Here is a 24,534-nt window from a genome sequence, read left to right on the forward strand (position 1 = left end):
GAAGCGATCCAGCCTGGCAATACGCACACCCCTACGTTAATTGACGTATTCAGGGAAACCCTGGCCCTGCCTAAGGTTGCACCCAAGGCCGCGCCAGGCTCGCTGTTTGAAAAGGCATGCACCGGGACGCGGCACAGATTCCCCGTCTGCAACCCATTTTTGTGCAAGGAGCCTTTCCATGTCGAACCGCGAAGATGATCTGTCCCCGAACCGTCGCCGCCTGCTGCAAGGCATGGGCGCCCTGCCCCTGGCCGGCATGGCTGGCACCAGCGGGCTGGGCATGCTGGCCACCTCGGCCAACGCCCAGTCCTTCCCGACCGCCAAGGTGAACACCACCAAGTTGGCCGTGACCGACACCGAGGTCATCGTCGGTCAACTGCACTCGGCCACCGGCACCATGGCCATTTCGGAAACTGGCTCGATCCAGGCCGAACAGCTGGCCATCGACCAGATCAACGCCATGGGCGGCATCCTGGGCCGCAAGATCAAGGTGATCAAGGAAGACGGCGCGTCTGACTGGCCCACCTTCGCCGAAAAGTCGAAGAAGCTGCTGGTCAATGACCGCGTGGCCTGCGTGTTCGGCTGCTGGACCTCCGCCTCGCGCAAGGCCGTGCTGCCGGTGTTCGAAAAGGAAAACGGCCTGCTGTACTACCCCACCTTCTACGAAGGCCTGGAGCAGTCGAAGAACGTGATCTACACCGGCCAGGAAGCCACGCAGCAGATCATCTACGGGCTGGACTGGGGCTCGAAAGAGAAGAAGGCCAAAACCTTCTTCCTCGTGGGCTCGGACTACATCTGGCCGCGCACCTCCATGAAGATCGCACGCAAGCACATCGAGTCGGTGGGCAAGCTGGGCAGCGTGGTGGGTGAAGAGTACTACCCGCTGGGCCACACCAACTTCAACTCGCTGATCAACAAGATCAAGGTGGCCAAGCCCGACTGCATCTTCGCCGCCGTGGTGGGTGGCTCGAACGTGGCCTTCTACAAGCAGCTCAAGGCCGCCGGCATCACGGGTGCCAAGCAGTTCCTGCTGACCCTGTCGGTGACCGAGGACGAAATGCTGGGCGTGGGCGGCGAAAACTTCGCTGGCTTCTACAGCTCGATGAAGTACTTCCAGACGCTGGACAACCCCAACAACAAGGCCTTCGTGGCCGCCTTCAAGAAAGCCTACGGGCCCAAGGCCGTGATCGGCGACGTGACCCAGGCCGGCTACCTGGGCCCCTGGTTGTGGAAGGCTGCGGTCGAGAAGGCTGGCAGCTTCGACGTGGACAAGGTGGTGGCCGCCTCGCCCGGCATCGAACTCAAGACCGCGCCTGAAGGCTATGTGAAGGTTCACCAGAACCACCACCTGTGGAGCAAGTCGCGGATCGCCCAGGGCCTGCCCGACGGCACCTTCAAGGTGGTGGCCGAGTCGAAAGACCTGATCGAGCCCAACCCCTTCCCCAAGGGCTATCAGTGACCGTCCAGAGAGCGCGCGGGTGGCCTTGAGGTCATCTGCTTCCTGCACCGGCGCGGCTCCCGCCGCGTCGGGCAGGTTTTTTCTCCAGCCATCTTTTGACGACGCGGGGTGCCACCCATGACCTTTTCAGAAATGCTCAACATCGGCCTGATGCAGGGCTTCGCAGGCCTGAGCCTGTTTTCCGTGCTGCTGCTCATGGGCCTGGGCCTGGCCGTGATCTTCGGGCAGATGGGCGTGATCAACATGGCCCATGGCGAGTTCATGACCATCGGCGCCTACACCGTGTACCTGGGCTCCACGCTGGCCGAAAAGTACGCGCCCGGCTTCGTGCAGATGTACTTCCCGGTGGCCATCGTGGCGGCCTTCCTGCTGGCCTTTGGCGCCGGCTGGTTGACCGAGTGGGCCTTGATCCGGCACCTGTACAAACGCCCACTTGACACGCTGCTGGCCACCTGGGGCCTGAGCCTGGGCCTGCAGCAGGTGTTCCGCTCCACCTTCGGCCCCAAGGAAGTGAGTCCCACCCTGCCCGACTGGCTGATGGGCTCGTGGGCCCCCAGCGAAGGCCTGGACATTCCCATCAACGGCCTGTTCGTGATGGCCCTGACCCTGACCGTGACCGGCCTGCTGATGCTGGCCCTCTACAAGGCTCGCTGGGGTTTGCGTGTGCGGGCCACCGTGAGCAACCGCGTCATGGCCAACGCCATCGGCATCAACACGAAACAGACCGACCGGCTGACCTTTGCCATCGGCTGCGGCATTGCGGGTGTGGCCGGTGCGGCCTTCACCACCATCGGCTCCACCGGCCCCACCAGTGGCTCGCTCTACATCGTCGATTCCTTCCTGGTGGTCACCTTCGGTGGCGCCGGCAGCCTGCTGGGCACGGTGGTCTCGGCCTTCGGCATCGCACAGACCCAATCGGTCAGCGAGTTCTTCATGACCGGCTCGAACGCCAAGGTGCTGACCCTGCTGCTGGTGGTGTCCATCCTGATGCTGCGCCCGCAAGGTCTGTTCGCCTCGAAGGTGCGCCGCTGACACCTGCGCACTGCCTCATCGAACCCCGATCTCAAGCCGTCTACAGGAGCGTTCACATGAATCCGATGCAAGCCTGGATCGCCAAGCAGAAGCTCGGCAGCCTCTTGCTGCTGTCCATCCTGCTGCTGGTGGTCTTCCCCCTGGTGCTGGAGCCCTTCCGGCTCAACATGGTGGGCAAGTACCTGACCTACGCCTTCGTGGCCCTGGGCCTGGTCATGCTGTGGGGCCACGCCGGCATCCTCAGCCTGGGCCAAGGCGTGTTCTTCGGCCTGGGTGGCTACATGATGGCCATGTTCCTCAAGCTGGAGGCCTCTGACCCGGTCAGCACCAAGATCCAGTCCACCCCGGGCATCCCGGACTTCATGGACTGGAACCAGCTCACCGAGCTGCCGATGTGGTGGGTGCCCTTCAAGAGCCTGCCCTTTGCGCTGGCTGCGGTGCTGGTGGTGCCGGTGGTGCTGGCCTTCATCATCAGCTTCGCGATGTTCAAGCGCCGTGTGGGTGGGGTGTACTTCGCCATCATCACGCAGGCCGTAGCCCTGATCCTGACGGTGCTGATCATTGGCCAGCAGGGCTACACCGGCGGGGTCAACGGCATCACCGACCTCAAGACCCTGCTGGGCTGGGACATCCGCACCGACAGCGCGCGCCTGGTGCTGTACTACGTGTGCTGCGGCCTGCTGATCGCCAGCGTGCTGCTGTGCCGCTGGGTGCAGGCCTCCAAGCTGGGCACCTTGCTGCTGGCCATGCGCGACAAGGAAGACCGCGTGCGCTTCTCAGGCTATGACGTGGCCATGTTCAAGGTCTTCGCCTTCTGTCTGGCCGCCATGCTGTCGGCCATCGGTGGCGCTCTGTTCACTCTGCAGGTGGGCTTCATGTCGCCCAGCTTCGTGGGCATCGTGCCTTCGATCGAAATGGTCATCTTTGCCGCGGTGGGTGGGCGCATGAGCCTGGTGGGCAGCATCTACGGCGCCCTGCTGGTGAACTACGGCAAGACCTACTTCTCTGAAAGCGCGCCCGACCTGTGGCTGTTCCTGATGGCCGCCCTGTTCATCGGCGTGACCATGGCCTTCCCCAACGGCCTGGCCGGTCTGGTCGAAGAAAAGCTCAAGCCCTGGTGGGCCAAGCGCCAGGCCGATCGCAAGCTGCAGGCCGAACGCATCAAAGCTGCCCACGAGGCCTACCCCCACCCGCTGCCCCCGGGCAAGCCGAGCACAGCCAGCAACGGCCTGGGCCCCATCAACGGTCTGAGCGGCCACCAGGCCTGAACCCTGCCAGGAGCTGAGTCATGAACCCCAAGGAATTTGTCCTCTACATCGAAGACCTGTCTGTGTCCTTCGACGGCTTCAAGGCCATCGACAGCCTCAACCTGTACGTCGACAAGAACGAGCTGCGCGTGATCATCGGCCCCAACGGCGCCGGCAAGACCACGCTGCTGGACCTGATCTGCGGCAAGACCAAGGCCAGCGCAGGCAGCATCAAGTTCAAGGACCAGGAACTCACCCGCCGCACCGAACACGCCATCGTTCGGTCGGGCGTGGGCCGCAAGTTCCAGACCCCGTCCATCTACGAAAACCTGTCGGTGTTCCAGAACCTGGAGGTGTCGTACCCGCAGGGCCGCTCGGTGCTGGGTGCACTGGCCTTCAGGTGCACCGACGAGGTCAAGGCCCGCGTGCAGGTGGTGGCCGAAGAGATCGGCCTGGCCGACAAGCTGGACATGGAAGCCGGCCTGCTCAGCCATGGCCAGAAGCAGTGGCTGGAGATCGGCATGTTGCTGATGCAGGAGCCCGAGCTGCTGATGCTGGACGAGCCCATCGCCGGCATGAGCGCCAAGGAGCGCGAGCTGACCGCCGAGCTGCTCAAGCGCATCTGCAAGAACCGCTCAATGATCGTGATCGAGCACGACATGGCCTTTGTGGCGCAGATCGCCAGCAAGGTCACGGTCATGCACCAGGGAAAGATCCTGGCCGAGGGCACGATGGACCAGGTCCAGAGCGACCCGAAAGTCATCGACGTCTACCTGGGTCATTGACCCCACCACCCCAAGGAGCACGACATGTTGCAAGTCAATGACCTGTTCGTCAGCTATGGCCAGAGCGAAGCCCTGCATGGCATCAGCTTTGAAGCCCATAAAAACGAAACCGTGGCCATCATGGGCCGCAACGGCATGGGCAAGACCACGCTGTTCAAGAGCCTGATGGGCGTGCTGCCCACCAAGTCGGGCGAGATCTGTGTGGCCGGGCAGAGCGTGGTGAAAGACGAGAGCTTTCAGCGCGTGAAGAAGGGCATTGCCTACGTGCCCCAGGGCCGCATGATCTTCCCCACCCTCACGGTGGAAGAGAACATCCAGACCGGCCTGGAAAACAGCAAGCACAAGCGCATTCCCGACGACATCTATGCGCTGTTCCCGGTGCTGTTCGACATGAAGCACCGCAAGGGCGGCAACCTGTCGGGTGGCCAGCAACAGCAGCTGGCCATTGCGCGCGCGCTGGTCACCAACCCCAAGGTGCTGCTGCTGGACGAGCCCACCGAGGGCATCCAGCCTTCGATCATCAAGGACATCGCCAAGGCGCTCAACGAGATCCGCAAGCTGCGCGAAATCACCATCGTGGTGAGCGAGCAGGTGCTGAGCTTTGCCATGGACGTGGCCGACCGGCTCTTCGTGATCGAAGGCGGCCGCCTGGTGCACGAGACCACCCGCGCCGACACCGATGCCGACCGCATCAAAGCCTATTTGTCTGTTTGATCCCCTCTGTCTTTGATACCGAAGGAGCACTCCATGGCTGACACCCTGATCAAGGTCGACCTCACCCAGTCGCCCACCCTCAACGAGAACATCCACAACCGCTGGCACCCCGACATCCCGATGGCCTGCTGGGTGAACCCTGGCGACGAGTTCATCCTCGAGACCTTCGACTGGACGGGTGGCTTCATCAAGAACAACGACAGCGCCGACGACGTGCGCGACATCGACCTCAGCACGGTGCACTACCTGAGCGGCCCGGTGGGCGTGAAGGGCGCCGAGCCCGGCGACCTGCTGGTGGTCGACCTGCTCGACATCGGCGCCAAGCAGGACAGCCTGTGGGGCTTCAACGGCTTTTTCAGCAAGCAGAACGGTGGCGGCTTCCTGACCGAGCACTTCCCGTTGGCCCAGAAGTCGATCTGGGACATCCACGGCATGTTCACCAAGAGCCGCCACGTGCCGGGCGTGAGCTACGCCGGCCTGATCCACCCGGGCCTGATCGGCTGCCTGCCCGACCACAAAATGCTCGAAGCCTGGAACACGCGCGAGCAGGAACTGATCGACAGCAACCCCGGCGTGACCGGCCTGGCCAACCCGCCCTTCGCCGGCACCGCCCACATGGGCAAGCTCACGGGCGAAGCCAAAGAGAAAGCCGCCGCCACCGCCGCGCGCACCGTGCCCCCGCGTGAACACGGCGGCAACTGCGACATCAAAGACCTGTCGCGCGGCTCCAAGGTGTATTTCCCCGTGTATGTCGATGGCGCTGGCCTGAGTGTGGGCGACCTGCACTTCAGCCAAGGCGATGGCGAGATCACCTTCTGCGGCGCCATCGAAATGGCCGGTTGGGTGCACATGAAGGTCACGCTGATCAAGGGCGGCATGGCCAAGTACGGCATCAAGAACCCCATCTTCAAGCCCAGCCCCATCAAGCCGGTCTACAACGACTACCTGATCTTCGAAGGCATCTCGGTGGACGAGCAAGGCAAGCAGCTCTACCTCGATGTGAACGTGGCCTACCGCCAAGCTTGCCTCAACGCCATCGAATACCTCAAGAAGTTCGGCTACAGCGGCGCCCAGGCCTATTCCATTTTGGGCACGGCGCCGGTGCAGGGCCACATCAGCGGCGTGGTCGACGTGCCCAATGCCTGCGCCACCTTGTGGCTGCCCACAGAGATCTTCGACTTCGACATCAACCCCACGGCGGCGGGCCCGGTCACGCACCTCGATGGCAGCGTGCAGATGCCGATCTCGCCCGACATCGTGAAGTGATCCAGGAGCGCCACGCATGCCCACCTACGACTACGCCTGTCCTGCGTGCGGGGGCTTCGACGCCTTCCGCAGCCTCAGCCAGCGCAACGAACCGGCGCCCTGCCCTGACTGCGGCACGGCGTCACCGCGGGTCATCGTCAGCGCCCCACGGTTGGCATGCGTGAGTGCGGAAACACGCTTCGCCATGGACACCAATGAACGCGCGCGGCACGAGCCACGCTCGTCGAAAGCGCTGGACGGCAGCTACAGCCGCCTCAAGCACCCTGCCGGGTGCGGCTGTTGCTCGACCTCGCGCAAGGCCACCACGGTGCGTGCCCCCGACGGGGCCAAGAGCTTTCCCAGCAAACGCCCGTGGATGATCAGCCACTGACACGGTGCACGCGAGGGGGCACGCGAGGGGGACGCTCGGGTTAACCTAGCGGCTCCCATACCACCCCTCGCACACCGGCATGCCCCATGACGTCAGCCTGATCTCCACCCTGTCGGCCGCCTTTGCCCTGGCACTGCTCCTGGGCTTTGCGGCCACGCGCTTGCGGCTGCCGCCACTGGTGGGCTACTTGCTGGCGGGGGTCATGATTGGCCCGGCCACGCCGGGCTTTGTGGCCGATGTGAAGCTCTCGGGGCAGCTGGCCGAGATCGGCGTGATGCTGCTGATGTTTGGGGTGGGCCTGCACTTTTCAGTGGCCGACCTGATGGCGGTTCGACGCATCGCCGTGCCGGGGGCCATCGTCCAGATCGCGGTGGCCACGGCCCTGGGCATGGTGGCGGCTCACACATGGGAATGGTCGCTGGGCGCCTCTGTGGTGTTGGGTCTGAGCCTGTCGGTGGCCAGCACCGTCGTCCTGCTCAAGGCCCTCGAAGCACGCGGCGCCGTCGAAACCGGCAATGGGCGCATTGCCGTGGGCTGGCTGGTGGTCGAAGACCTGGTCATGGTGCTGGTGCTGGTGCTGCTGCCAGTGTTCTCCGGGCTGCTCCTGCACACCGATGGCAGCGCCGGCACGTCGGCCACCGACCCATGGTGGGTACCTGTGGTCTCGACCCTGGCCAAGGTCTTTGCCTTCATCGCCACCATGCTGATCGTGGGCAAAAGGCTGCTGCCCAAGGTGCTGTGGTGGGTGGCGCGTTCAGGCTCGCGCGAGTTGTTCACCCTCAGCGTGGTGGCCATCGCGGTGGGGGTGGCCTTTGGCGCGGCCAAACTCTTCGATGTGTCCTTTGCCCTGGGCGCATTCTTCGCCGGCATGATGATGCAGGAGTCCGAGTTCAGCCACCGCGCCGCCGAAGAGTCTCTGCCCCTGCGCGATGCGTTCTCGGTGTTGTTCTTCGTGTCGGTGGGCATGCTGTTCGACCCGGCCGTGCTGTGGCAGGCCCCGGGCAAACTGGCAGTGGCCGTGGCCATTGTGATGCTGGGCAAAACGCTCGCCGCCATGGCCCTGGTGCTGCTGATGCGTTACCCGCTCAACACGGCATTGACGGTGGGGGTGAGCCTGGCCCAGATCGGCGAGTTTTCCTTCATCCTCGCCAGCCTGGGCGTGGGCCTGGGCCTGCTCCACCCGGAAGGCCAGAACCTGATCCTGGCCACGGCCTTGGTGTCGATTGCCGCGAACTCGGCCCTCTTTGCCGCGATAGGGCCGGTGCTGAACTGGGCGCGGCAACACTCGGCGCTGGCACGCCGGCTCGAAGCCCGCGACGACCCCTTGGCCGAACTGCCCAGCTCCGTGGACCAGAAGCACCTGCACGGCCAGGTCGTGATCGTGGGCCACGACCGGCTGGGGCAGGACATCACCGAGCAACTGCTGGCCCAGCACCTCTCGGTGGTGGTGGCCGACGAGCGCCGCGAAGTGGTCGAAGCTTTGCGCGAACGCCAGATCCCGGCCGTGACCGGCGACCTGAACGATCCGGCCACCTTGATCCAGGCCCACATCGCGAGGGCCTCGTTACTGGTCATCACCCGACACGACACCCTGCTCACACGCCACCTGGTGGGCATCGCGCGCGAACTGAATCCCGGCATCCAGGTAGTGGTGCATGCCGCCAACGCCGAAGAAGCCCAGCTGCTGCAAGACAGCCTGAACATCACCGCGTGCTGGCCCGATCAGGTCATGGCGTCCGGGTTGTCACAACAGGTGCTCGCCCGGATCCAGCGGGCGCCCTGACCGCGGGGAGCGCGGCGCCACATCGGCGCGCGCGGCGTACGTCAAAGAACGTATTGGCCAAGCCATGGCGGGCTTTCAGACTCGGTCACCGTGACGCGCTCATCGCGTCTCACCTTTGACAAGGAGCCCCGCCATGCTTCACGGTGACATTTCCAGCAGCAGCGACACCGTCGGTGTCGCCGTGGTCAACTACAAGATGCCGCGCCTGCACACCACGGCCGAGGTGATTGCAAACGCGCACAAGATCCGCCAGATGGTCGAAGGCATGAAGCTGGGCCTGCCCGGCCTCGACCTGGTCATCTTCCCGGAGTACAGCACCCACGGGATCATGTACGACCCGGCCGAAATGATGGACACCGCCGTGGACATCCCGGGCGATGTGACCGAAGTGTTCGCACAGGCCTGCCGCAATGCCAAGGTCTGGGGCGTGTTCTCCCTGACCGGCGAGCGGCACGAAGAGCACCCGCACAAGGTGCCCTACAACACCCTGATCCTGATGAACGACCAGGGCGAGATTGTTCAGAAGTACCGCAAGATCGTGCCCTGGACGCCCATCGAAGGCTGGTACCCGGGCGACAAGACCTATGTGTCGGATGGCCCCAAGGGCCTGAAGATCAGCCTGATCATCTGCGACGACGGCAACTACCCCGAGATCTGGCGCGACTGCGCCATGAAGGGGGCCGAACTCATCGTGCGCTGCCAGGGCTACATGTACCCAGCCAAGGACCAGCAGGTGATGATGGCCAAGGCGATGGCCTGGGCCAACAACTGCTACGTGGCGGTGGCCAATGCCGCAGGCTTCGACGGGGTGTACAGCTACTTCGGCCACAGCGCCATCATCGGCTTTGACGGCCGCACGCTGGGCGAATGCGGTGAAGAGGAGTACGGCATCCAGTACGCCCAGCTCAGCAAACGCCTGATCCGAGATGCGCGCAGCACCGGGCAATCACAGAACCACCTGTTCAAGCTGCTGCACCGCGGCTACACCGGCAAGATCAATTCGGGCGAAGGCGACAAGGGGGTGGCCGACTGCCCCTACGACTTCTACCGCGAATGGGTGGCCGACCCGGCCGCCACGCAGGCCAAGGTGGAGGCCATCACGCGCAGCACCGTGGGCACGGCCGAATGCCCGATCGAAGGCATCCCGAACGATGCGCGCCTGAAGTACGAATGAGCCTGCCCATGGGGCTCGGTGGGCGGTCAGTCTGGGCTAAGCTCGCGGCTGCCCACCCACCCCAAGGAACCCCATGAAAGCCATCTGGAACGGCGTGACCATTGCCCAGAGCGACGCCACCATCGTGCTCGAAGGCAACCACTACTTCCCGCCCGAATCGGTCGATCGCAACTGCCTGCTGAGCAGCAACCACCGCACCATGTGCTCGCTCAAGGGCCAGGCCAGCTACCACGACCTCTTCGTCGATGGCAACGTGAACCCCAATGCCGCCTGGTTCTACCCCGAGCCCCGCGACGGCTACGAGCACATCAAAGGCCACATCGCCTTCTTCAAGGGTGTTCAGGTCGTCGAATGACCTGGCCGGTGCTGTATTCGTTCAGGCGCTGCCCTTATGCCATCCGGGCCCGGCTGGCCTTGAAGGCCTCGGGCACCCCAGTGGCCTTGCGCGAGGTGGTGCTGCGCAGCAAGCCCGCCGAGCTGCTGGCGGCCTCGCCCAAAGGCACGGTGCCCGTGCTGCAACTGCCCGATGGCACCGTGATCGACCAGAGCCTGGACATCATGCGCTGGGCGTTGAGCCAGCATGACCCGCACGGGTGGTTGCAGGCCGCAGCAGCCCCTGAGGCGCTGCGCTGGATCACCCTGAACGACGAGGCTTTCAAGCCCCTGCTCGACCGCTACAAGTACCCTGAACGGCACCCTGAGCGCTCCGCCGCCCAGTGGCGTGATCAGGGCATCGAGACGTTGCTGGGCCCCATGAACGACCGCCTGGTGCAAAGCACCCAGTTGCTGGGTGAGCGCGTCAGCCTGGCCGACATGGCGCTGCTGCCCTTTGTGCGGCAGTTTGCGCAGGTCGATGCCGACTGGTTCGCCCAGGCGCCCTTGCCCGGGCTGCAACGCTGGCTGCAGGCGCACCTGGCCACGCCATTGTTCGAGTCGGTCATGGCCAAGCACAGCCCCTGGGTGTCGGGAGCCCCCGAGGTGCTGTGCTGAATCTGCGCTGAATCAGCCCTGCGGGCTTCCCGGCTGGCCCTCGCGCGCGCGCTCGGCGTAGCGGTTGAAGCGCCAGGCTGAAGCCTCCAGCGAAATGCGCCGCCAGGTGCTTCGCTTTTCACCGGGGCTCATCTCGGGCCACAGCTGCACCTCGTCGAAGGTGCGGCCACAGCCCTTGCACAGGTCGTCGCCCTGGCTGGTCGAGCAAATCGCGATGCAGGGCGTGTCGGGCGTGGTGTCGTACCAGGCCATCCAGGCGGCCTTGGCGGCCGCAGGCATGCTGTCTTCGTCGCACTCGGTCTCGTGGTAGTACACCATCAGGGCATACACCTCGGCCAGCGCGCGCACTTCAGGGCCCAGGCTCACGCCATCGGGCGACGGCGTGCGGTCGCGCCACCAGTTGATGGCCGATTCGATGTCGGTGATGTGGATGCCTGCCATGGGGGTGCTCAGAAGATCCTGCTCAGGCCTGGCGGGCAGCCTTGGCCTGCGCCTCGGCTTCGGTGGCGGCCACCAGCGCCTGCAAGGCGGCATGCAGCTCGGCTTCGGCCACGCCTTCACCCAGGGCCACCGGCGCACCACTCAAGGCAGCCGCGCCTTCCTGCTTGAAGCGCTTGACCCAGTTGCCGGCCTCGCGGCCATCGGCGAAGGCGCTGCTTTGCAGCAGCACCTGGCCCGCAGGGGTGGTCACCTTGAAGTAGAACTGACCGTCGGCCTCCCGGTATTGCTTGACCAGCGGCGCGGCAGGCTTGTCAGCCACCGCCCCCGCCTGGGCCTGCACGGTGCCTGAGGCCACCATGCGGCGCAGGCCCACGGCATGGCGCAGCTCTTTCAGGAAGGGCGTGGCGCGGGCACGGGCCTTGTCGGCGCCGGCTTGCAGCACCGCTTCAATGCGCTCGGGGTGGGCCACCAGCTCGGCGTACTGCGCGCGCATGGGGCCCAGGTGGTCGTCGATCAGCTGCACCAGCTGCTGCTTGGCGTCGCCCCAGGCCAGGCCGGCGCGCAGGTCGGCACGGAACTGCTGGCGCTGGGCCTCGGTGGCAAAGGCGTCGTACAGCGTCACCAGGTGGGCACCTTCGGGGTCTTTGGGTTCGCCTGGCAGCTTCGAGTCGGTCACCACGCGGGCGATGGCTTCTTTCAGCGCCTTGGCGCCCCCTTCGAACAGGGGCACGGTGTTGTCGTAGCTCTTGCTCATCTTGCGGCCGTCCAGGCCGGGCAAGGTGGCCACGCTTTCTTCGATCTCGGCCTCGGGCAGCACGAACAGCTCTTTGCCACCGCCGTACAGGTGGTTGAAGCGCTGGGCCACGTCGCGCGCCATCTCGATGTGCTGCACCTGGTCGCGGCCCACGGGCACGCGGTGGGCGTTGAACATCAAAATGTCGGCCGCCATCAGCACGGGGTAGCAGAACAGGCCCATGGTCACGCCGTCATCCGGCTCGGCGCCCTTGGCTTCGTTGGCATCGACCGAGGCCTTGTAGGCGTGGGCCCGGTTCATCTGGCCCTTGGCGGTCACGCAGGTCAGCAGCCAGTTCAGCTCGGTGATCTCGGGGATGTCGCTTTGCGCGTAGAAGGTCACGCGCGAGGTGTCCAGGCCGGCCGCCAGCCAGGTGGCGGCGATCTCCAGGCGCGAGCGGGCGATGCGGGCCGGGTCGTCGCACTTGATGAGGGCGTGGTAGTCGGCCAGGAAAAAGAAGCTCTCGACCCCGGGCTCGCGGCTGGCGGCAATGGCCGGCCGGATGGCGCCCACATAGTTGCCCAGGTGGGGCGTGCCCGTGGTGGTGATGCCGGTGAGGACTCGTTGCGTCATGGGAAATCTGGGGGCTGCGCCAGGGCGTGGAAAGCACCCGGGCGGTTCAATCGGATCGAAGCGGCATTGTAGGGCGCCCCCTTCCCCGGTGTGGCGGGCAGCGCCGAGCGGCCCTACACTTCAGCCCGCATGAAAAACATCGTCATCCTGATTTCCGGGCGCGGCTCCAACATGGAGGCCATTGTCAAAGCCTGCGCGCAAGAACAGTGGCCTGCACGGGTGGCCGCCGTGGTCAGCAACAAGGCCAGCGCCAGCGGCCTGCAGTTCGCGGCCGAGCATGGCATTGCCACGGCCGTGGTCGACCACAAGGCCTTCGACAGCCGCGAGGCGTTTGACACCGAACTGGCCCGGGTGATCGATGGTTTCCAGCCCGATGTGGTGGTGCTGGCCGGCTTCATGCGCATCCTGACCGAAGGCTTCGTGCGCCACTACGACGGCCGCCTGCTGAACATCCACCCCTCGCTGCTGCCGGCTTTTCCGGGCCTGCACACGCACCAGCGCGCCATCGAGGCCGGCTGTCAGGTGGCCGGGGCCACGGTGCACCTGGTCACGCCCGAGCTGGACCATGGGCCCATCATTGCGCAGGCTGTGGTGCCCGTACTGCCCGGCGACAGCGACAGCAGCCTGGCGGCGCGCGTGCTGGTGCAGGAGCACCGCATGTACCCGCAGGCCGTGCGATGGTTCGTGGAAGGGGCGGTGCGGGTGGGCGCAGACGGCCGCGTGCACGTGGCTGAGCCCGCGGCACGCGTGTTCAGCGGCCTGGGCGACTGAGCCGGGCGGCCAAGCACCTCGGCACGGCCCGCCTGTCGCGTACAGGGCGCCTGGGCTCAGGCCGCTCGCTGCCGACGACGGGCCATGCCCGCCACCAGCGCCACGCCCACCAGGCCCAGGGCCCAGGCCTGAGGCTCTGGCACCGCGCTCACGCGCACGTTGTCCAGGCCGTTGAGCTCGTAACCGCTGGTGCTGTCCCAACCGATGTGCGATTCGAGCATCAGGGTCACACGGGTGACATTGCCCAGCACGCTGGCCCATGTGGCGCCATCGAGCGTGGTGCGGTAGGTGGTCCATTGCGCTGCAGGCGCCGCCTGGGGCACGACATCGCGCTCGACCACTGTGCTGCCCGATTCGATGCGCAAAGTGCCAAAGGTTCCCCAGTCGGTGGCTGCGCCATTCAGGTTGATGGCGTCAAAGGCGAAAGTGCCGTCGACGAAACGCGACCAGTCACCCAGATCGGCGGCTGGCAAGACCACCACCATGTCGCTGTCGTCGATGTCGCGCAGGCTCAGGAAACCAGGTTGATGCACCAGCGTCGCGCCATTGGCCACAAAGCCTTGTGCGCCAGAATCGAAGGTGTAAAGCAGATCGGCGGCTTGAACCTGGCATGAGGCCAGCACAAGCGCCGTCATGGCTGCATGGCGATGAAAGAGTCGCCCAGCAGGACGACAGACTCGCGCGCAGGTGTGAAGCATGGGGAACCTCCTGTTTGATGATGGGATGAGTTTAGAGCCTGGCGCCGCGCGTGACCAGTGCACCAAAGCACCGCCGCCCGGGGTTCACCTCACCCAATGAATGCGCAATTTGCGCATAATTCAGTCATGTCCGCCCCACAAGACTCAGGCTCACCAGGCACACCCGTGTCCAGAGTGGCCCATGCACTGGCCGTGCCGCTGGCACGCCTGGCGCTGGCCCGAGGCGTGCCCTGTGACGCGCTTCGCCAGGTGATCGAACAAGCATTTGTTGAAGCCGCACAGGAACACCTCAAGGACAGCGGCGTGTTGCCCCACCGGCAGACCAGCCGCATCGCTGCCGCCACTGGCCTGGGTCGACGGGAAGTCGACCGCGTGCTTCAACAACAGCGGGCCGGACAAGCGCCTGAACAACGCCCGACCTGGGCCAACGAAGTGTTCACACGCTGGGTCAGCGACCGCAGCCTGCGCAATGGGCGTGGCCAGCTCAAGCCTCTGCCCCGCATCGGTCATGCACCCAGCTTCGAAAGCCTGGCCCGCAGCGTGACGCTGCACGTGCACCCGCGCAGCCTGCTGGATGACCTGTGTCGGCTGGGCCTGGCACGCCACGACGCCCTGCGTGACACTGTGGAGTTGCTGCAGGAGCATTTCGTGCCGCAGGGCGATGAGGCTCAATTGCTGGCCCTGCTGCAAGACAACGTAGGGGCCCACCTGACTGGTGCCGTGCACAACGTGCTGCATGGGCAGATTCCGGGCGCTGTTCAACACCACGATCAGTCGGTGATGGGCGACGAGCTGTCTGACGAGTCTATCGCCTTGCTCAGAGCTCATGTGGAGCAGGCCTGGCAACAGCTGCTGGAAAGCACCACCAACCTGATGACCCGCTGCATGGCCGATGACCGAGAAGCGGGTCGACCGGTCCGCAGACGCATCCGCATTGGGCTGTACAGCCTGGACGACGACATGCCACCGAGCGCCCCGCCAGCGCCGTCAACGCCCCCTCCCGGCTGATCCAGTCGTCGCCTGCCAAGGGCGAAACACGGGCCCCAAACATCAAAAGACTCAGGAAGAAACACCATGCAGGAGACCTGCCCGACGCGCTCGCCGAGCGCCCCATGTATCAAATCCTCCGTTCGCCAACATGGCGTGGCCCTGGCTGTGATGCTTGTCCTGAGCGCTTGTGGTGGGGGTACACCGTCCGACCTGCAAACCGCAGCGATCACCAGCGGCGGCACCGGCAGCACAGGCCTGGGCGGGGGCAAGCCAGCAGCGCTGATCGGCCCGCTGTTGAAACAAGGCACACAGTGGTCGGTCAACGGCGTGCAGGTGAACACCAGCAGCAACACCGCGGTGAGCGACGACGAAGGGCAGCCCTTGGACACCGCAGTGCTGGCCGAAGGCATGACCGTGGCAATCGACGGCGACACAGTGTCCACACAAGGCGATGCATTGTCCACACAAGCCCTGCGAGTACGCCTGGAACCCGTGCTGTACGGACCGGTGCAGGCGATGGATCTGGCTCGGCGCGAACTGACCGTGATGGACCACGTGGTGCAGTGGAGCGACAGCACGGTGCTGTCAGACGCCTGGCCCCAGGGGCTTGGCAATGTGCAAGTGGGTGACCTGGTGGAGGTACACGGCTGGCAAGACCTGGCCCAAACCCGTTACGTGGCCACACGGCTGGCACCGCGCACCGTCGGCATGCACCTGGGTGAGTACACCGTTCAGGGTGTCCTGGCTGATCTGGATCTGGCGCGCGGGCAATGCCGGGTGGGCACTCAACGCATTGCTTACGCCTGGCCCGAGGCCTCCAGTGATCTGCGAAACGGCCAGTGGACACGCGGCAGTCTGTACACAACCCCACCAGTCAGCCCAGGGAGCACATGGAGTGCGGTGACCATGCGTGTCGACGCGCCTTGGTTGACTGACAAGGCTCAGATCAGCGTGCAAGGCCTTGTCACTGCGGTTCAATCGGGCGGCCAGAGCTTCACTGTGCAGTCGTGGCCGGTCAACGCCTCGGCGGCTGCCTGCAGCGTTTGCCCTCAACTGACGCCGGGGCAGCGCGTTCGGGTGGAAGGCACGCTGACACAAGGGGTGGTCAGTGCCAGTCTCGTGAAACTGCAGCCATGAACCTGACCTGAGCGTGGCGCCCGTCCCTGCTCAAGGCACCAGTGTCAGGAACAGGTAGGCCGCGAACACCACCAGGTGCACCGCCCCTTGCATGATGGTGGTGCGCCCGTGGGTCATGGTCAGGGTGCCCACACCGAAGGTCAGCACCAGCAGCACCAGGTCTTTGCCATCGATGCCCAGGTGCAGTGGCAGGCCCAGCCACACCGACAACGCCGCCACCACCGGGATGCTCAGACCGATCGAGGCCATGGCCGAGCCGATGGCCAGGTTCAGGCTGGTCTGCAGGCGGTTGGCATGCGCCGCCCGGATGGCGGCCAGGGTTTCGGGCAGCAGCACCAGCAGCGCAATCACCACACCGATCACGGCCTTGGGTGCACGGGCCGCATCCACCACGGCCTCGATGGTGGGGGACAGCACCTTGGCCAGGCCGATCACGGCCACCAGGGCCACCACCAGCAAGCCCACAGACACGGCCGTCTGCATGCCGGAAGGCGGTTGGGCATGGACCTCGTCGTCGTGCGCCGCCCCCACGGGCAGGAAGTAATCACGGTGGCGCACGGTCTGCACGAACACATAAGCCAGCCACAGCGCCAGCGAGGCCAGCCCGGCGAAAGCCAGCTGCGAGTTCGAGTAGGTGCCACCTGGGGTGGTGGTGGTGTAGGTGGGCAGCACCAGGGTCAGGCCCGCCAGGGCCATCAGTGCGGCCCAGCCGGCATTGGCGCCTTCGGCCCGGAAGGTCTGTTCGCGGTGACGCCATCCCCCGACCAGCAGGCACAGGCCCACCACCCCGGTGCCGATGACCATGATGGCGGCATACACCGTGTCGCGTGCCACATAGGCCGCCTTGTCGCCACCGGCCAGCATCAGGGTGACGATCAGGGCCACTTCGATCACGGTCACGGCCAGTGCCAGCACCAGCGTACCCAGGGGCTCGCCCACCTTGTGGGCCACCACCTCGGCATGGTGCACCGAGGCTAGCACGGCGGCCATGAGGCCCACGCCGCAGGCCACCAGCAAGCCGGTGGAGGGCACCGTGCCCCAGGTCAGGGCCAGCACGGCCATGGCCAGCACAGGAGAGGCCAGGGGGGCCAGGCGCATCAGCATCTCAACTCCCTTCGGGCAATGGCAGGAACTCGGGCCAGGGCCAGTTCAGCAACTCGGCCAGGCGGGTGACGACCCAGCCAGCTTCGGCTTCGCTCACGCCGGCATCAGGGCTGCACAGACCCAGGTGGCATCGCCGCAGAACCTCCTGCTCGTCCACCCCGATCTCGACATGCAGCCCCTGGCAATGCTGTACCAGGTGGTTGGCCAGGTCTTCGCACACCTCGTAGCGGTCGCGCAGCAAGGCCTGGGACACGGTCAGCCTGCCGCGGGCGTCACGGTACAGGGCAAGGAAGGAGTCTGGGATGAGGATCTGGCAATCGTCGGACATGAAGGGCCTGCGTGGGTCAGGCCCCATGGTAACGGCCCTTCAAAGACGTGGCATTCGGTGGGTGCGTCGCCACTGGGCCGGGGTGCTGCCTGTCCACTGCTTGAAAGCACGCTGGAAGGCGCTTTGCTCGGAGTAACCCAGCAAAAGCGCGATCTCGGCCAGGTCCAGTCGGGCCTCGGCCAGGTGCCCCTCGGCGAGGTGGCGGCGGGTGTCGTCAAGCAGTTGCTGAAAAGACAGCCCCTGGTCGGACAGGCGGCGCTGCAGGGTGCGCGCGCTCATGTGCAAGGTGTCGGCCAGCGCGGCCAGGGTGGGCCGTGCCTCGCGGATCAAGGGCACCAGGCGCCGACGCCAGGCCTCCACCTCGGCGGGCAAAGCAGACACCTGGGCGAGCAGCTGCTCGGCTTGCGCGTCCAGCAAGGCCAGCAGTGCAGGGTCTGACCGGCGCAGGGGCAGTTGCAGCTGTTCGTGCTGCAGGTGCACCTCGGTGGCGGGCTGGGCGAACAGCACTTCGCCACCGAAATAGTCGGTGTAGGGCGTGGGGTCGTCAGGTGGGGGGTTCACGAAGGTGACCCGCACCACCGGCAGGAAGCGCCCGGTCATGTCACGGGCCAGCTGCACCAGCGAGGCAATGGCCGTTTCGTCGACCAGGGCGCCGGGCTTGCCGCGCTCGGTGCCCCAGGCGAGCACCACGCGATCTGCCAGCACCTGAACGCTGACCGGGTTCACGTCGTAAACCGACGCGTGGTAACGCTCCAGCCGGGCCAGGGCTTCGGCCAGGTTGCCGCAGGCCAGGGCGGCATACCCCACCACCCCGAAATGACGGGGGCCGATGCCAGCTGCGACGCGCAGGCCCAGCGCTGGGCGATCGTCGGCCTGCTGTGCCTTTTCCAGCAGGGCCTGCCAGTGGCTCATCGGCACGAAATGCTGGGTGGGCGAAGGGGGCTCACCCAGGCAGGCTACCGCGTCCAGACCTGAGGTTGTCAGGTGGTCGTACAGCAGGGCGACATAGGAAGCAGCAACGCGCGTGTCAAGCATGGTCTCGAATCTCAGCACAGCGATGATGCCGTGCGTGCGCTCGCCGCGCATTCGGACAAGCCTGCCGAGACAAATCACCGAAGTGGCGCGAAACGTCAAGATCATGACCGCGCGTGTCAAGCCAGCACACGGCTTGGCGGCCGACCATGCCGCCATGCTGCACGACACCTTGATCTCCCTGGGTCTGGACTGGCGCGACACCCTGCTGGTGCTGCTGACCCCTCTGTTCCTGGCCTTTGTGGCCGCCGAGTGGTGGCACTTCCGGCGCCAGCCGGGGGTGTACGCACTGGGCGACAGCCTGGCAAGCCTGAACCTGGGCGGCGTGTACACGCTGGTCGACATCGCCCTGGTGCTGACCGTGGTCTTGCCCGTGATGGACTGGGTGCACACGCACCGCCTGTTCACGCTCGACGTGACGGTCTGGACATTCCCGCTGCTGTACCTGATGGTGGAGCTTTGCTACTACACCTTCCACCGCGCCAGCCACCGCATCCGCTGGCTCTGGTGCGCGCACGTGGTGCACCACGGCTCGGAGCACATGAACTTCACCACGGCCATGCGCCAGAGCTGGCTGTACGGCGTGGCCGGCAACTGGCTGTTCTACACGCCCCTGGTGTGGCTGGGCTTCGAGCCCCGCTGGGTGCTGGGTACGCTGTCGATCAACCTGGCGTACCAGTTCTTCATCCACACGCAGTGGGTGGGGCGCCTGCCCGACTGGGTGGAGGCCGTGTTCAACACCCCTTCGCACCACCGGGCGCACCATGGCCGCAACCCGCGCTACATCGACCGCAACTATGGCGGCTCCCTGATCGTGTTCGACCGCCTGTTCGGCACCTTCACGCCAGAAACCGAGCCCGTGGACTATGGCCTGGTGCGCCCGGTGCAGTCCACGAACCCGCTGTGGCTGACGCTGCACGAGTGGGTGGCCATGGGACGAGACATGGCCCGCCCCGGCCCGTGGGCGCAACGCCTGAAGCACCTGTGGGGCCCACCGGAGTGGACGCGTGAAACCGAGCGATCGGCCATGTCGCCACCCGAAACGGGCCGCAACAGGGATAATCCCGCCCATGCACCCGAATGCCCTCCTCGATCTCGCGACGCAGCTCGTCCGTGAGGTTCAAAAACTCGATGCCCCGGCCGACGGCCTGGTGTCCCTGTTCTTCCGCAAAAACAAGCTGCTGGGCCCGCGCGAGCGCCACGCCCTGGCCGAGACCACCTACGCCGTGCTGCGCCAGCGACTGCTGTGGCAGCACCTGGCCCAGTCGGGCCATGGCCCGATGGAGCGCCGCCTGGTGGCCCTGGCCTGGCAGGGCCAGCCCCATGTGCTGGCCGTGGGCCTGAGCACCGATGAATCGGCCTGGCTGGAACGCACCCGCCAGATCGACTTCAACACCCTGCCCGACAAGCTGCGCCACAACCTGCCCGACTGGCTGAGCAACGCCCTGCGCGCCCAGCTGCCCGACGAAGAGTTCTGGGCCCTGGTCAAGAGCTACTCGGAAGGCGCGCCGCTGGACCTGCGCGTGAACACGCTCAAGGACAAGCGCGAAGCCGTGCTGCAGGCCCTGCTCGATGCGGGCCAGCAGGCCGAAGCCACACCGTATTCGCCCCAAGGCATTCGTGTGCACGGCAAGCCCGCCCTGCAGAAGATGCCGCTGTACACCAATGGCCATGTGGAGGTGCAGGACGAAGGCAGCCAGCTGCTGGCCCTGCTGACCGGCGCCAAGCGCGGCGACATGGTCGTGGACTTCTGTGCCGGCGCGGGTGGCAAGACCCTGGCCCTGGGCGCCATGATGCGCAACACCGGTCGCCTGTATGCCTTTGACGTGTCGGGCCACCGCCTGGACAACCTCAAGCCCCGCCTGGCCCGCAGCGGCCTGTCGAACGTGTACCCCGCCCAGATCGCGCACGAGCGCGACGAGCGCATCAAGCGCCTGAGCGGCAAGATCGACCGCGTGCTGGTCGATGCACCATGCTCGGGCCTGGGCACCTTGCGGCGCAACCCTGACCTGAAGTGGCGCCAGAGCCCCAAGGCCGTGGCCGAACTGCAGGCCAAGCAACTGGCCATCCTGAACAGCGCCGCGCGCCTGCTCAAACCGGGTGGCCGTCTGGTGTATGCCACCTGCAGCGTGATGCCCGCTGAAAACGAGACCGTGGCCGAGCAGTTCACCCAGGAGCACCAGGATTTTGTGCCGGTCTCCAGCGCCGACCTGCTGACCCAGGCCGGCGTGGCCAACGCCGAAGGCCTGTGCAACGCCCAGGGCCAGTTGCGCCTGTGGCCGCACCGCCATGCCACCGACGGCTTCTATGCCGCCGTGTGGGAAAAGAAGGACTGAGGCTTCGGCCCACGCCCATGAAAAAAGGCCTGCAGCAGCAGGCCTTTTTCGTGTGGGGAGGCAGCCGAACCGGCCACCCGAACCCGATCGATCAGAACAGGCTTTCGCGCACGTAGACCACGTCGTCCTTTTGCAGCTTGTCCTGCATGCCCAGCGTCAGCACCTGCACCTTGCCGCTGGCGTCGCGGCGGTTCACGCGAATGCCCTTTTCAGTGCCGCGCTGGTTGATACCGCCCGAAGCTGCCAGGGCTTGCATCAGGGTCATGTCACGTTCCAGGCGCATGGCACCGGGGCGCTGTACTTCACCGTAAAAGTAAATGATGGGCGCACGGTCAACATACACGATGTCCTCGTTCTGCAGCACCGGGTCATCCACGTTGGCGTTGGACTCGAAGATGGCGGCGAAGTCGATTTCCTTGCGGAAGGGCTTGCCGTCACGCGCTCCCATCAACACCACGGTGTCAGAGGCTGAGCCCGTGACCATGCCACCGGCTTGCGCAATGATTTCGCTGAGCTTGATGTTGGCTTGGTCAAGCGGATAACGGCCAGGACGGCCGACCAGTCCAAGCACGGACACCAGGTTACCCCGAATCTGGGTGACCAGAACGGACACCTGGGGCTGCTTCAGGAAGTTGCCGTCACGCAGGGCGTCGGCCAGCTTCTTCTCGGCCTGGCTGACCGTCAGACCTGCCACTTTCACAGTGCCCAACAGAGGATACGAAAACCCGCCACCTTCAAGGATGCGCGTTTCCAGAGACAGGTCTGGATTCTGGTACACCTGGATCTTGATGATGTCGCCAGAGCCCAGCACGTATTCACCTTGCGGTGCAGCATGGGCCAGACCGGCCGTGAACATCCACAGGGCCAGCAGACCCTGGGCCAAAGAACGCATCCATTTCATCTCGACTGATCCTCACATTTGAACCGTTGGAGCCCCCTGAAGGCCGGTGCGCCGGGGGCCATGGGCTGTCTGATCCGACTGTACCACCGAGGTTCCGTGCCCTCGGTGACACCCCCCGCACTCAGCGGGCGCCGTGGTGCATCACGGACATCAGGTTTTCCCTGCCCAGGAACTCGGGCACCTGCCCGGCATGCAAGGGTCGGGCCATGAGATAGCCCTGGATGTCGTCGCAGCCCAGGGCGCGCAGCAACTCCAGCTGTTCGGCGGTTTCAACGCACTCGGCGGTGGTGGTCAGACGCAAGGCCTTGGCCAGGCTGATGATGGCCGTGACGACGGCCTGGGCGTCCATGTCGGTGGCCAGGTGGCGCACGAACATGCCGTCGATCTTGAGCTTGTCCATGCTGAATCGGCGCAGGTAGGCCAGCGACGAATAGCCGGTGCCGAAGTCGTCCAGGGCCACGCGCACGCCACGCTCGCGCAGGGCCATCAGCGTGGCCTGGGCGCCGTCGTGGTCGTCGATCAGGGCGCTTTCGGTGATTTCGAGTTCCAGCCGGCTGGCGGGCAAGCCAGAGTCGGCCAGGGCCTGCTCGACCAGGTCCACCACCGAGGTGCTGCGGAACTGCACGGCCGACAGGTTGACGGCCACCTTCAGGTGGGCGGGCCAGCGGGTGGCCTCCATGCACGACTGTCGCAGCACCCAGGTGCCCAGGGGCACGATCTGGCCGGTTTCCTCGGCCACCGGGATGAAATCGCCCGGGCTGATCAGGCCGCGCTCGGCGTGCTGCCAGCGCACCAGGGCCTCGAAGCCTGACACCTGGCCGGTTCGCACATTCACCTGGGGCTGGTACATCACCTCGAACTGTTCCTTGGCCAGGGCCACACCCAGTTCCTGCTGCAGTCGCACGCGGGTGTTGGCGCTCTCTTCCAGCACAGGGTCGAAGAAACGGCTGGTGTTGCGGCCAGCGGCCTTGGCGGCATACAGGGCCAGGTCGGCTCGCTTGAGCAGGTGGTCGGGGTCGCGGCCGTCACGCGGGAAACAGGCAATGCCCACGCTGGTCTTGGCCGACACCTGCACCTCGTCGAGCTGGAAGGGCTCGGAGATGGCCGTCAGGATCTTGCGGGCCAGGTCGTCCACCCAGAGGTCATCGCCCCCCTTGGGCACCAGCAGCGCGAATTCGTCCCCGCCCAGCCGCGCCAGCACCGAGCCGGTCGGGCCCAGCGTCTTCAGGCGCGCGCCCACGTGCCTGAGCAGCTTGTCGCCAATGGCATGGCCCAGCGAATCGTTGATGGTCTTGAAGTTGTCCAGGTCGATGAACAGCAGCGCGTATTCGCGCGCCTCTTCGCGGGCACGCAGCAAGGCATCCTGCAACTCGCGACCAAAGCAGTACCGGTTGGCCAGGCCGGTGAGCGAGTCGACATTGGCCAGGCGGGCCAGCTCTTCGCGGGCGCGGTGGGCCAAGGTGATATCGGAACCGACACCGCGCCAGCCCACGTGCTGGCCTTGCTCATCGTGCAGGGGCTTGGCCGTGAGCGAACACCAGCGCACCTCGTGGCCCACCTGCAAAGGCAGTTCCAGCTCCTTGAACGACACAGGGCGCTTGAGGCAGCGGGCCAGCAGTTCATGCGCGTCAGCGGCGTCTGCCAGTTGCAACGGCATGCGCTGGCGCAGGAAATCGGCAAACGGCAGTCGCTGCAGTTCGCGGTCGGTGGTCTGCAGGGAATGGGCAAGGCGAGCAGACACGTGACGCAAGCGCCCGTCGGCCCCCACCTCCCACAGCCAGTCGCTGGCATGCTCTTCGAAATCCTTGAGCAGCAGGTCGACCAGCTGGGCCTGGCGCTCGGCCTCGGCGTCGGCGCGCACGCGGCTCATGAACACCCGCGCGCTGCTGACGACCATGGCCAGCATGGTGGCCGCGTAAATGAACAGCACGCCCCAGATGGCGAAATAGGTGGCGTACTGCGAACGCCACAGACCGATGCCGGCTGCCACCGCGATCATCAGCACGTAAGTGCCTGCGGCTTCGACATGCGGGCTGAGGATGAACCCCCCGGCGCACAGCATGCCCACCACCACCGTGGCGATCAGCATCTGCGAGGGGTGATCGGCCACCTGGAACAGGCCCACCGGCATGGAGGCCCAGGCGACGGCGTACAGCGACACCTGCAAGGTCAGCACATTGAGTGCCTTGCGCGAGGCCCAGGGGCGCCCGCCGCCGCGCAGCATGCCGCGCCAGATGGTGCTGCCCAGCGAGAGCCCGCCGATCACGAAAATGCCCCAGGCCACCAGCCAGTAAGGCTGCACCTGCTCCCAGAACAGGGCGATGATGGCCACGCAATTGACCGCATTGCCCAGCAGCACCAGCGGCAGCAGGCGCAACACGGACTGGATCTGCCGCGCACGGAAGTACCGGGCTTGCGGACCGTCGAAGGCTTCGCTGGTGTGCACCAGGTCGTAGGCCGCCTTCAGACGCTCCAACCAGCTCGTGGGGGCGGGGGCGACGCTCAGGTCGCGTGGCGTGGAGGACAATGGCATGTGCCCACAGATTCTGTCATGGGGTGCTTATCGGCACCGCGGGGGGGACCCTTGAAGCGGGGGTAACCCTGGGGACT

The 24,534-nt window shown here is 65.7% G+C and carries 24 protein-coding genes; 16 read left to right on the forward strand and 8 right to left on the reverse strand.

All coding sequences use genetic code 11. The features are described from left to right. The first annotated feature begins 178 nt into the window (after positions 1–178). From urtA to EYS42_RS10320, 11 genes are all read left to right on the forward strand, one after another. A complete protein-coding gene (gene urtA, locus EYS42_RS10270; protein ID WP_130968079.1) occupies positions 179–1,459 on the forward strand; it encodes an urea ABC transporter substrate-binding protein in 1,281 nt (426 codons plus the stop codon). 117 nt (positions 1,460–1,576) lie between these two features. Next, positions 1,577–2,491, forward strand: coding sequence for an urea ABC transporter permease subunit UrtB (gene urtB, locus EYS42_RS10275; RefSeq protein WP_130968080.1), 915 nt, complete (start codon positions 1,577–1,579; stop codon positions 2,489–2,491). 56 nt (positions 2,492–2,547) lie between these two features. Then, positions 2,548–3,759, forward strand: coding sequence for an urea ABC transporter permease subunit UrtC (gene urtC / locus EYS42_RS10280; protein WP_130968081.1), 1,212 nt, complete (start codon positions 2,548–2,550; stop codon positions 3,757–3,759). A 20-nt stretch (positions 3,760–3,779) separates the two neighbouring features. After that, complete coding sequence (urtD, locus tag EYS42_RS10285; protein ID WP_130968082.1) at positions 3,780–4,523, forward strand: urea ABC transporter ATP-binding protein UrtD; 744 nt, start codon at positions 3,780–3,782, stop codon at positions 4,521–4,523. 24 nt (positions 4,524–4,547) lie between these two features. Next, entirely contained in the window at positions 4,548–5,237 is a 690-nt protein-coding gene (gene urtE / locus EYS42_RS10290; RefSeq protein ID WP_130968083.1) for an urea ABC transporter ATP-binding subunit UrtE, read from the forward strand. Between the two features lie 33 nt (positions 5,238–5,270). Beyond that, positions 5,271–6,503: a formamidase gene (gene fmdA, locus EYS42_RS10295; RefSeq protein WP_130968084.1), complete on the forward strand. Its 1,233-nt coding sequence runs from the start codon at positions 5,271–5,273 to the stop codon at positions 6,501–6,503. 16 nt (positions 6,504–6,519) lie between these two features. Continuing rightward, complete coding sequence (locus tag EYS42_RS10300) at positions 6,520–6,873, forward strand: FmdB family zinc ribbon protein (RefSeq protein ID WP_130968085.1); 354 nt, start codon at positions 6,520–6,522, stop codon at positions 6,871–6,873. Positions 6,874–6,952: 79 nt separating this feature from the next. Further along, the gene (locus EYS42_RS10305) at positions 6,953–8,656 is read left to right on the forward strand and encodes a cation:proton antiporter (protein ID WP_130968086.1); all 1,704 of its coding nucleotides are present in this window, start codon (positions 6,953–6,955) and stop codon (positions 8,654–8,656) included. A gap of 133 nt (positions 8,657–8,789) precedes the next feature. Then, positions 8,790–9,830, forward strand: a complete 1,041-nt coding sequence (locus EYS42_RS10310; RefSeq protein WP_130968087.1) for an aliphatic amidase — start codon at positions 8,790–8,792, stop codon at positions 9,828–9,830. A 73-nt stretch (positions 9,831–9,903) separates the two neighbouring features. Beyond that, entirely contained in the window at positions 9,904–10,185 is a 282-nt protein-coding gene (locus tag EYS42_RS10315; protein WP_130968088.1) for a DUF427 domain-containing protein, read from the forward strand. Further along, complete coding sequence (locus tag EYS42_RS10320; protein ID WP_130968089.1) at positions 10,182–10,820, forward strand: glutathione S-transferase; 639 nt, start codon at positions 10,182–10,184, stop codon at positions 10,818–10,820. Before EYS42_RS10315 ends, EYS42_RS10320 begins: the two co-directional genes overlap by 4 nt. A 12-nt stretch (positions 10,821–10,832) precedes the next feature. On the opposite strand, the gene EYS42_RS10325 is transcribed toward EYS42_RS10320, so the two are convergent. Both EYS42_RS10325 and EYS42_RS10330 read right to left on the reverse strand, forming a co-directional pair. Beyond that, positions 10,833–11,261: a DUF3717 domain-containing protein gene (locus EYS42_RS10325; RefSeq protein WP_130968090.1), complete on the reverse strand. Its 429-nt coding sequence runs from the start codon at positions 11,259–11,261 to the stop codon at positions 10,833–10,835. Between the two features lie 22 nt (positions 11,262–11,283). Further along, positions 11,284–12,627 (reverse strand): tryptophan--tRNA ligase, encoded by a 1,344-nt coding sequence (locus EYS42_RS10330; RefSeq protein WP_130968091.1) that lies wholly within the window; start codon positions 12,625–12,627, stop codon positions 11,284–11,286. Between the two features lie 129 nt (positions 12,628–12,756). On the opposite strand from EYS42_RS10330, the gene purN reads away from it, so the two are divergent. Further along, positions 12,757–13,398 (forward strand): phosphoribosylglycinamide formyltransferase, encoded by a 642-nt coding sequence (purN, locus tag EYS42_RS10335; protein WP_130968092.1) that lies wholly within the window; start codon positions 12,757–12,759, stop codon positions 13,396–13,398. Positions 13,399–13,454: 56 nt separating this feature from the next. Here purN and EYS42_RS10340 read toward each other — a convergent pair whose 3' ends face one another. Then, positions 13,455–14,033: a PEP-CTERM sorting domain-containing protein gene (locus tag EYS42_RS10340; RefSeq protein WP_130968093.1), complete on the reverse strand. Its 579-nt coding sequence runs from the start codon at positions 14,031–14,033 to the stop codon at positions 13,455–13,457. Between the two features lie 189 nt (positions 14,034–14,222). Here EYS42_RS10340 and EYS42_RS10345 point away from each other — a divergent pair, with 189 nt between their 5' ends. Further along, positions 14,223–15,104, forward strand: a complete 882-nt coding sequence (locus EYS42_RS10345; protein WP_245503600.1) for a DUF6502 family protein — start codon at positions 14,223–14,225, stop codon at positions 15,102–15,104. Between the two features lie 150 nt (positions 15,105–15,254). Beyond that, entirely contained in the window at positions 15,255–16,223 is a 969-nt protein-coding gene (locus EYS42_RS10350; protein ID WP_130968094.1) for a DUF5666 domain-containing protein, read from the forward strand. Between the two features lie 30 nt (positions 16,224–16,253). On the opposite strand, the gene EYS42_RS10355 is transcribed toward EYS42_RS10350, so the two are convergent. From EYS42_RS10355 to EYS42_RS10365, 3 genes are read right to left on the reverse strand one after another with little or no spacing between them, the layout of a single operon-like run. Then, positions 16,254–17,327, reverse strand: a complete 1,074-nt coding sequence (locus EYS42_RS10355) for a calcium:cation antiporter (RefSeq protein WP_130968095.1) — start codon at positions 17,325–17,327, stop codon at positions 16,254–16,256. A 1-nt stretch (position 17,328) separates the two neighbouring features. After that, positions 17,329–17,655: a hypothetical protein gene (locus tag EYS42_RS10360; protein ID WP_130968096.1), complete on the reverse strand. Its 327-nt coding sequence runs from the start codon at positions 17,653–17,655 to the stop codon at positions 17,329–17,331. Between the two features lie 39 nt (positions 17,656–17,694). Next, positions 17,695–18,690 carry a helix-turn-helix domain-containing protein gene (locus tag EYS42_RS10365; protein WP_165456719.1) on the reverse strand — a complete coding sequence of 332 codons (996 nt, stop codon included), beginning with the start codon at positions 18,688–18,690 and terminating at the stop codon, positions 17,695–17,697. A 103-nt stretch (positions 18,691–18,793) separates the two neighbouring features. Here EYS42_RS10365 and EYS42_RS10370 point away from each other — a divergent pair, with 103 nt between their 5' ends. Both EYS42_RS10370 and EYS42_RS10375 read left to right on the forward strand, forming a co-directional pair. Then, entirely contained in the window at positions 18,794–19,804 is a 1,011-nt protein-coding gene (locus EYS42_RS10370) for a sterol desaturase family protein (RefSeq protein WP_245503601.1), read from the forward strand. After that, entirely contained in the window at positions 19,758–21,023 is a 1,266-nt protein-coding gene (locus tag EYS42_RS10375) for an RsmB/NOP family class I SAM-dependent RNA methyltransferase (protein ID WP_130968099.1), read from the forward strand. Before EYS42_RS10370 ends, EYS42_RS10375 begins: the two co-directional genes overlap by 47 nt. Before the next feature lie 91 nt (positions 21,024–21,114). Here EYS42_RS10375 and epsE read toward each other — a convergent pair whose 3' ends face one another. Continuing rightward, positions 21,115–21,924, reverse strand: a complete 810-nt coding sequence (gene epsE / locus EYS42_RS10380; RefSeq protein WP_130968100.1) for a polysaccharide export protein EpsE — start codon at positions 21,922–21,924, stop codon at positions 21,115–21,117. Positions 21,925–22,045: 121 nt separating this feature from the next. Beyond that, positions 22,046–24,457 (reverse strand): putative bifunctional diguanylate cyclase/phosphodiesterase, encoded by a 2,412-nt coding sequence (locus EYS42_RS10385; RefSeq protein ID WP_130968101.1) that lies wholly within the window; start codon positions 24,455–24,457, stop codon positions 22,046–22,048. Positions 24,458–24,534: the final 77 nt, after the last annotated feature.

Source organism: Aquabacterium lacunae (genome assembly GCF_004310865.1).
Classification (GTDB): Bacteria; Pseudomonadota; Gammaproteobacteria; order Burkholderiales; family Burkholderiaceae_C; genus Aquabacterium; species Aquabacterium lacunae.

What these genes read in the sequence shown, in the direction of transcription:
- urtA (WP_130968079.1), top strand. Translation starts at nt 179, where the DNA reads ATGTCGAACCGCGAAGATGATCTGTCCCCGAACCGTCGCCGCCTGCTG.
- urtB (WP_130968080.1), top strand. Translation starts at nt 1,577, where the DNA reads ATGACCTTTTCAGAAATGCTCAACATCGGCCTGATGCAGGGCTTCGCA.
- urtC (WP_130968081.1), top strand. Translation starts at nt 2,548, where the DNA reads ATGAATCCGATGCAAGCCTGGATCGCCAAGCAGAAGCTCGGCAGCCTC.
- urtD (WP_130968082.1), top strand. Translation starts at nt 3,780, where the DNA reads ATGAACCCCAAGGAATTTGTCCTCTACATCGAAGACCTGTCTGTGTCC.
- urtE (WP_130968083.1), top strand. Translation starts at nt 4,548, where the DNA reads ATGTTGCAAGTCAATGACCTGTTCGTCAGCTATGGCCAGAGCGAAGCC.
- fmdA (WP_130968084.1), top strand. Translation starts at nt 5,271, where the DNA reads ATGGCTGACACCCTGATCAAGGTCGACCTCACCCAGTCGCCCACCCTC.
- EYS42_RS10300 (WP_130968085.1), top strand. Translation starts at nt 6,520, where the DNA reads ATGCCCACCTACGACTACGCCTGTCCTGCGTGCGGGGGCTTCGACGCC.
- EYS42_RS10305 (WP_130968086.1), top strand. Translation starts at nt 6,953, where the DNA reads ATGCCCCATGACGTCAGCCTGATCTCCACCCTGTCGGCCGCCTTTGCC.
- EYS42_RS10310 (WP_130968087.1), top strand. Translation starts at nt 8,790, where the DNA reads ATGCTTCACGGTGACATTTCCAGCAGCAGCGACACCGTCGGTGTCGCC.
- EYS42_RS10315 (WP_130968088.1), top strand. Translation starts at nt 9,904, where the DNA reads ATGAAAGCCATCTGGAACGGCGTGACCATTGCCCAGAGCGACGCCACC.
- EYS42_RS10320 (WP_130968089.1), top strand. Translation starts at nt 10,182, where the DNA reads ATGACCTGGCCGGTGCTGTATTCGTTCAGGCGCTGCCCTTATGCCATC.
- EYS42_RS10325 (WP_130968090.1), bottom strand. Translation starts at nt 11,261, where the DNA reads ATGGCAGGCATCCACATCACCGACATCGAATCGGCCATCAACTGGTGG.
- EYS42_RS10330 (WP_130968091.1), bottom strand. Translation starts at nt 12,627, where the DNA reads ATGACGCAACGAGTCCTCACCGGCATCACCACCACGGGCACGCCCCAC.
- purN (WP_130968092.1), top strand. Translation starts at nt 12,757, where the DNA reads ATGAAAAACATCGTCATCCTGATTTCCGGGCGCGGCTCCAACATGGAG.
- EYS42_RS10340 (WP_130968093.1), bottom strand. Translation starts at nt 14,033, where the DNA reads ATGACGGCGCTTGTGCTGGCCTCATGCCAGGTTCAAGCCGCCGATCTG.
- EYS42_RS10345 (WP_245503600.1), top strand. Translation starts at nt 14,223, where the DNA reads ATGTCCGCCCCACAAGACTCAGGCTCACCAGGCACACCCGTGTCCAGA.
- EYS42_RS10350 (WP_130968094.1), top strand. Translation starts at nt 15,255, where the DNA reads ATGCTTGTCCTGAGCGCTTGTGGTGGGGGTACACCGTCCGACCTGCAA.
- EYS42_RS10355 (WP_130968095.1), bottom strand. Translation starts at nt 17,327, where the DNA reads ATGCTGATGCGCCTGGCCCCCCTGGCCTCTCCTGTGCTGGCCATGGCC.
- EYS42_RS10360 (WP_130968096.1), bottom strand. Translation starts at nt 17,655, where the DNA reads ATGTCCGACGATTGCCAGATCCTCATCCCAGACTCCTTCCTTGCCCTG.
- EYS42_RS10365 (WP_165456719.1), bottom strand. Translation starts at nt 18,690, where the DNA reads ATGCTTGACACGCGCGTTGCTGCTTCCTATGTCGCCCTGCTGTACGAC.
- EYS42_RS10370 (WP_245503601.1), top strand. Translation starts at nt 18,794, where the DNA reads ATGACCGCGCGTGTCAAGCCAGCACACGGCTTGGCGGCCGACCATGCC.
- EYS42_RS10375 (WP_130968099.1), top strand. Translation starts at nt 19,758, where the DNA reads ATGCACCCGAATGCCCTCCTCGATCTCGCGACGCAGCTCGTCCGTGAG.
- epsE (WP_130968100.1), bottom strand. Translation starts at nt 21,924, where the DNA reads ATGAAATGGATGCGTTCTTTGGCCCAGGGTCTGCTGGCCCTGTGGATG.
- EYS42_RS10385 (WP_130968101.1), bottom strand. Translation starts at nt 24,457, where the DNA reads ATGCCATTGTCCTCCACGCCACGCGACCTGAGCGTCGCCCCCGCCCCC.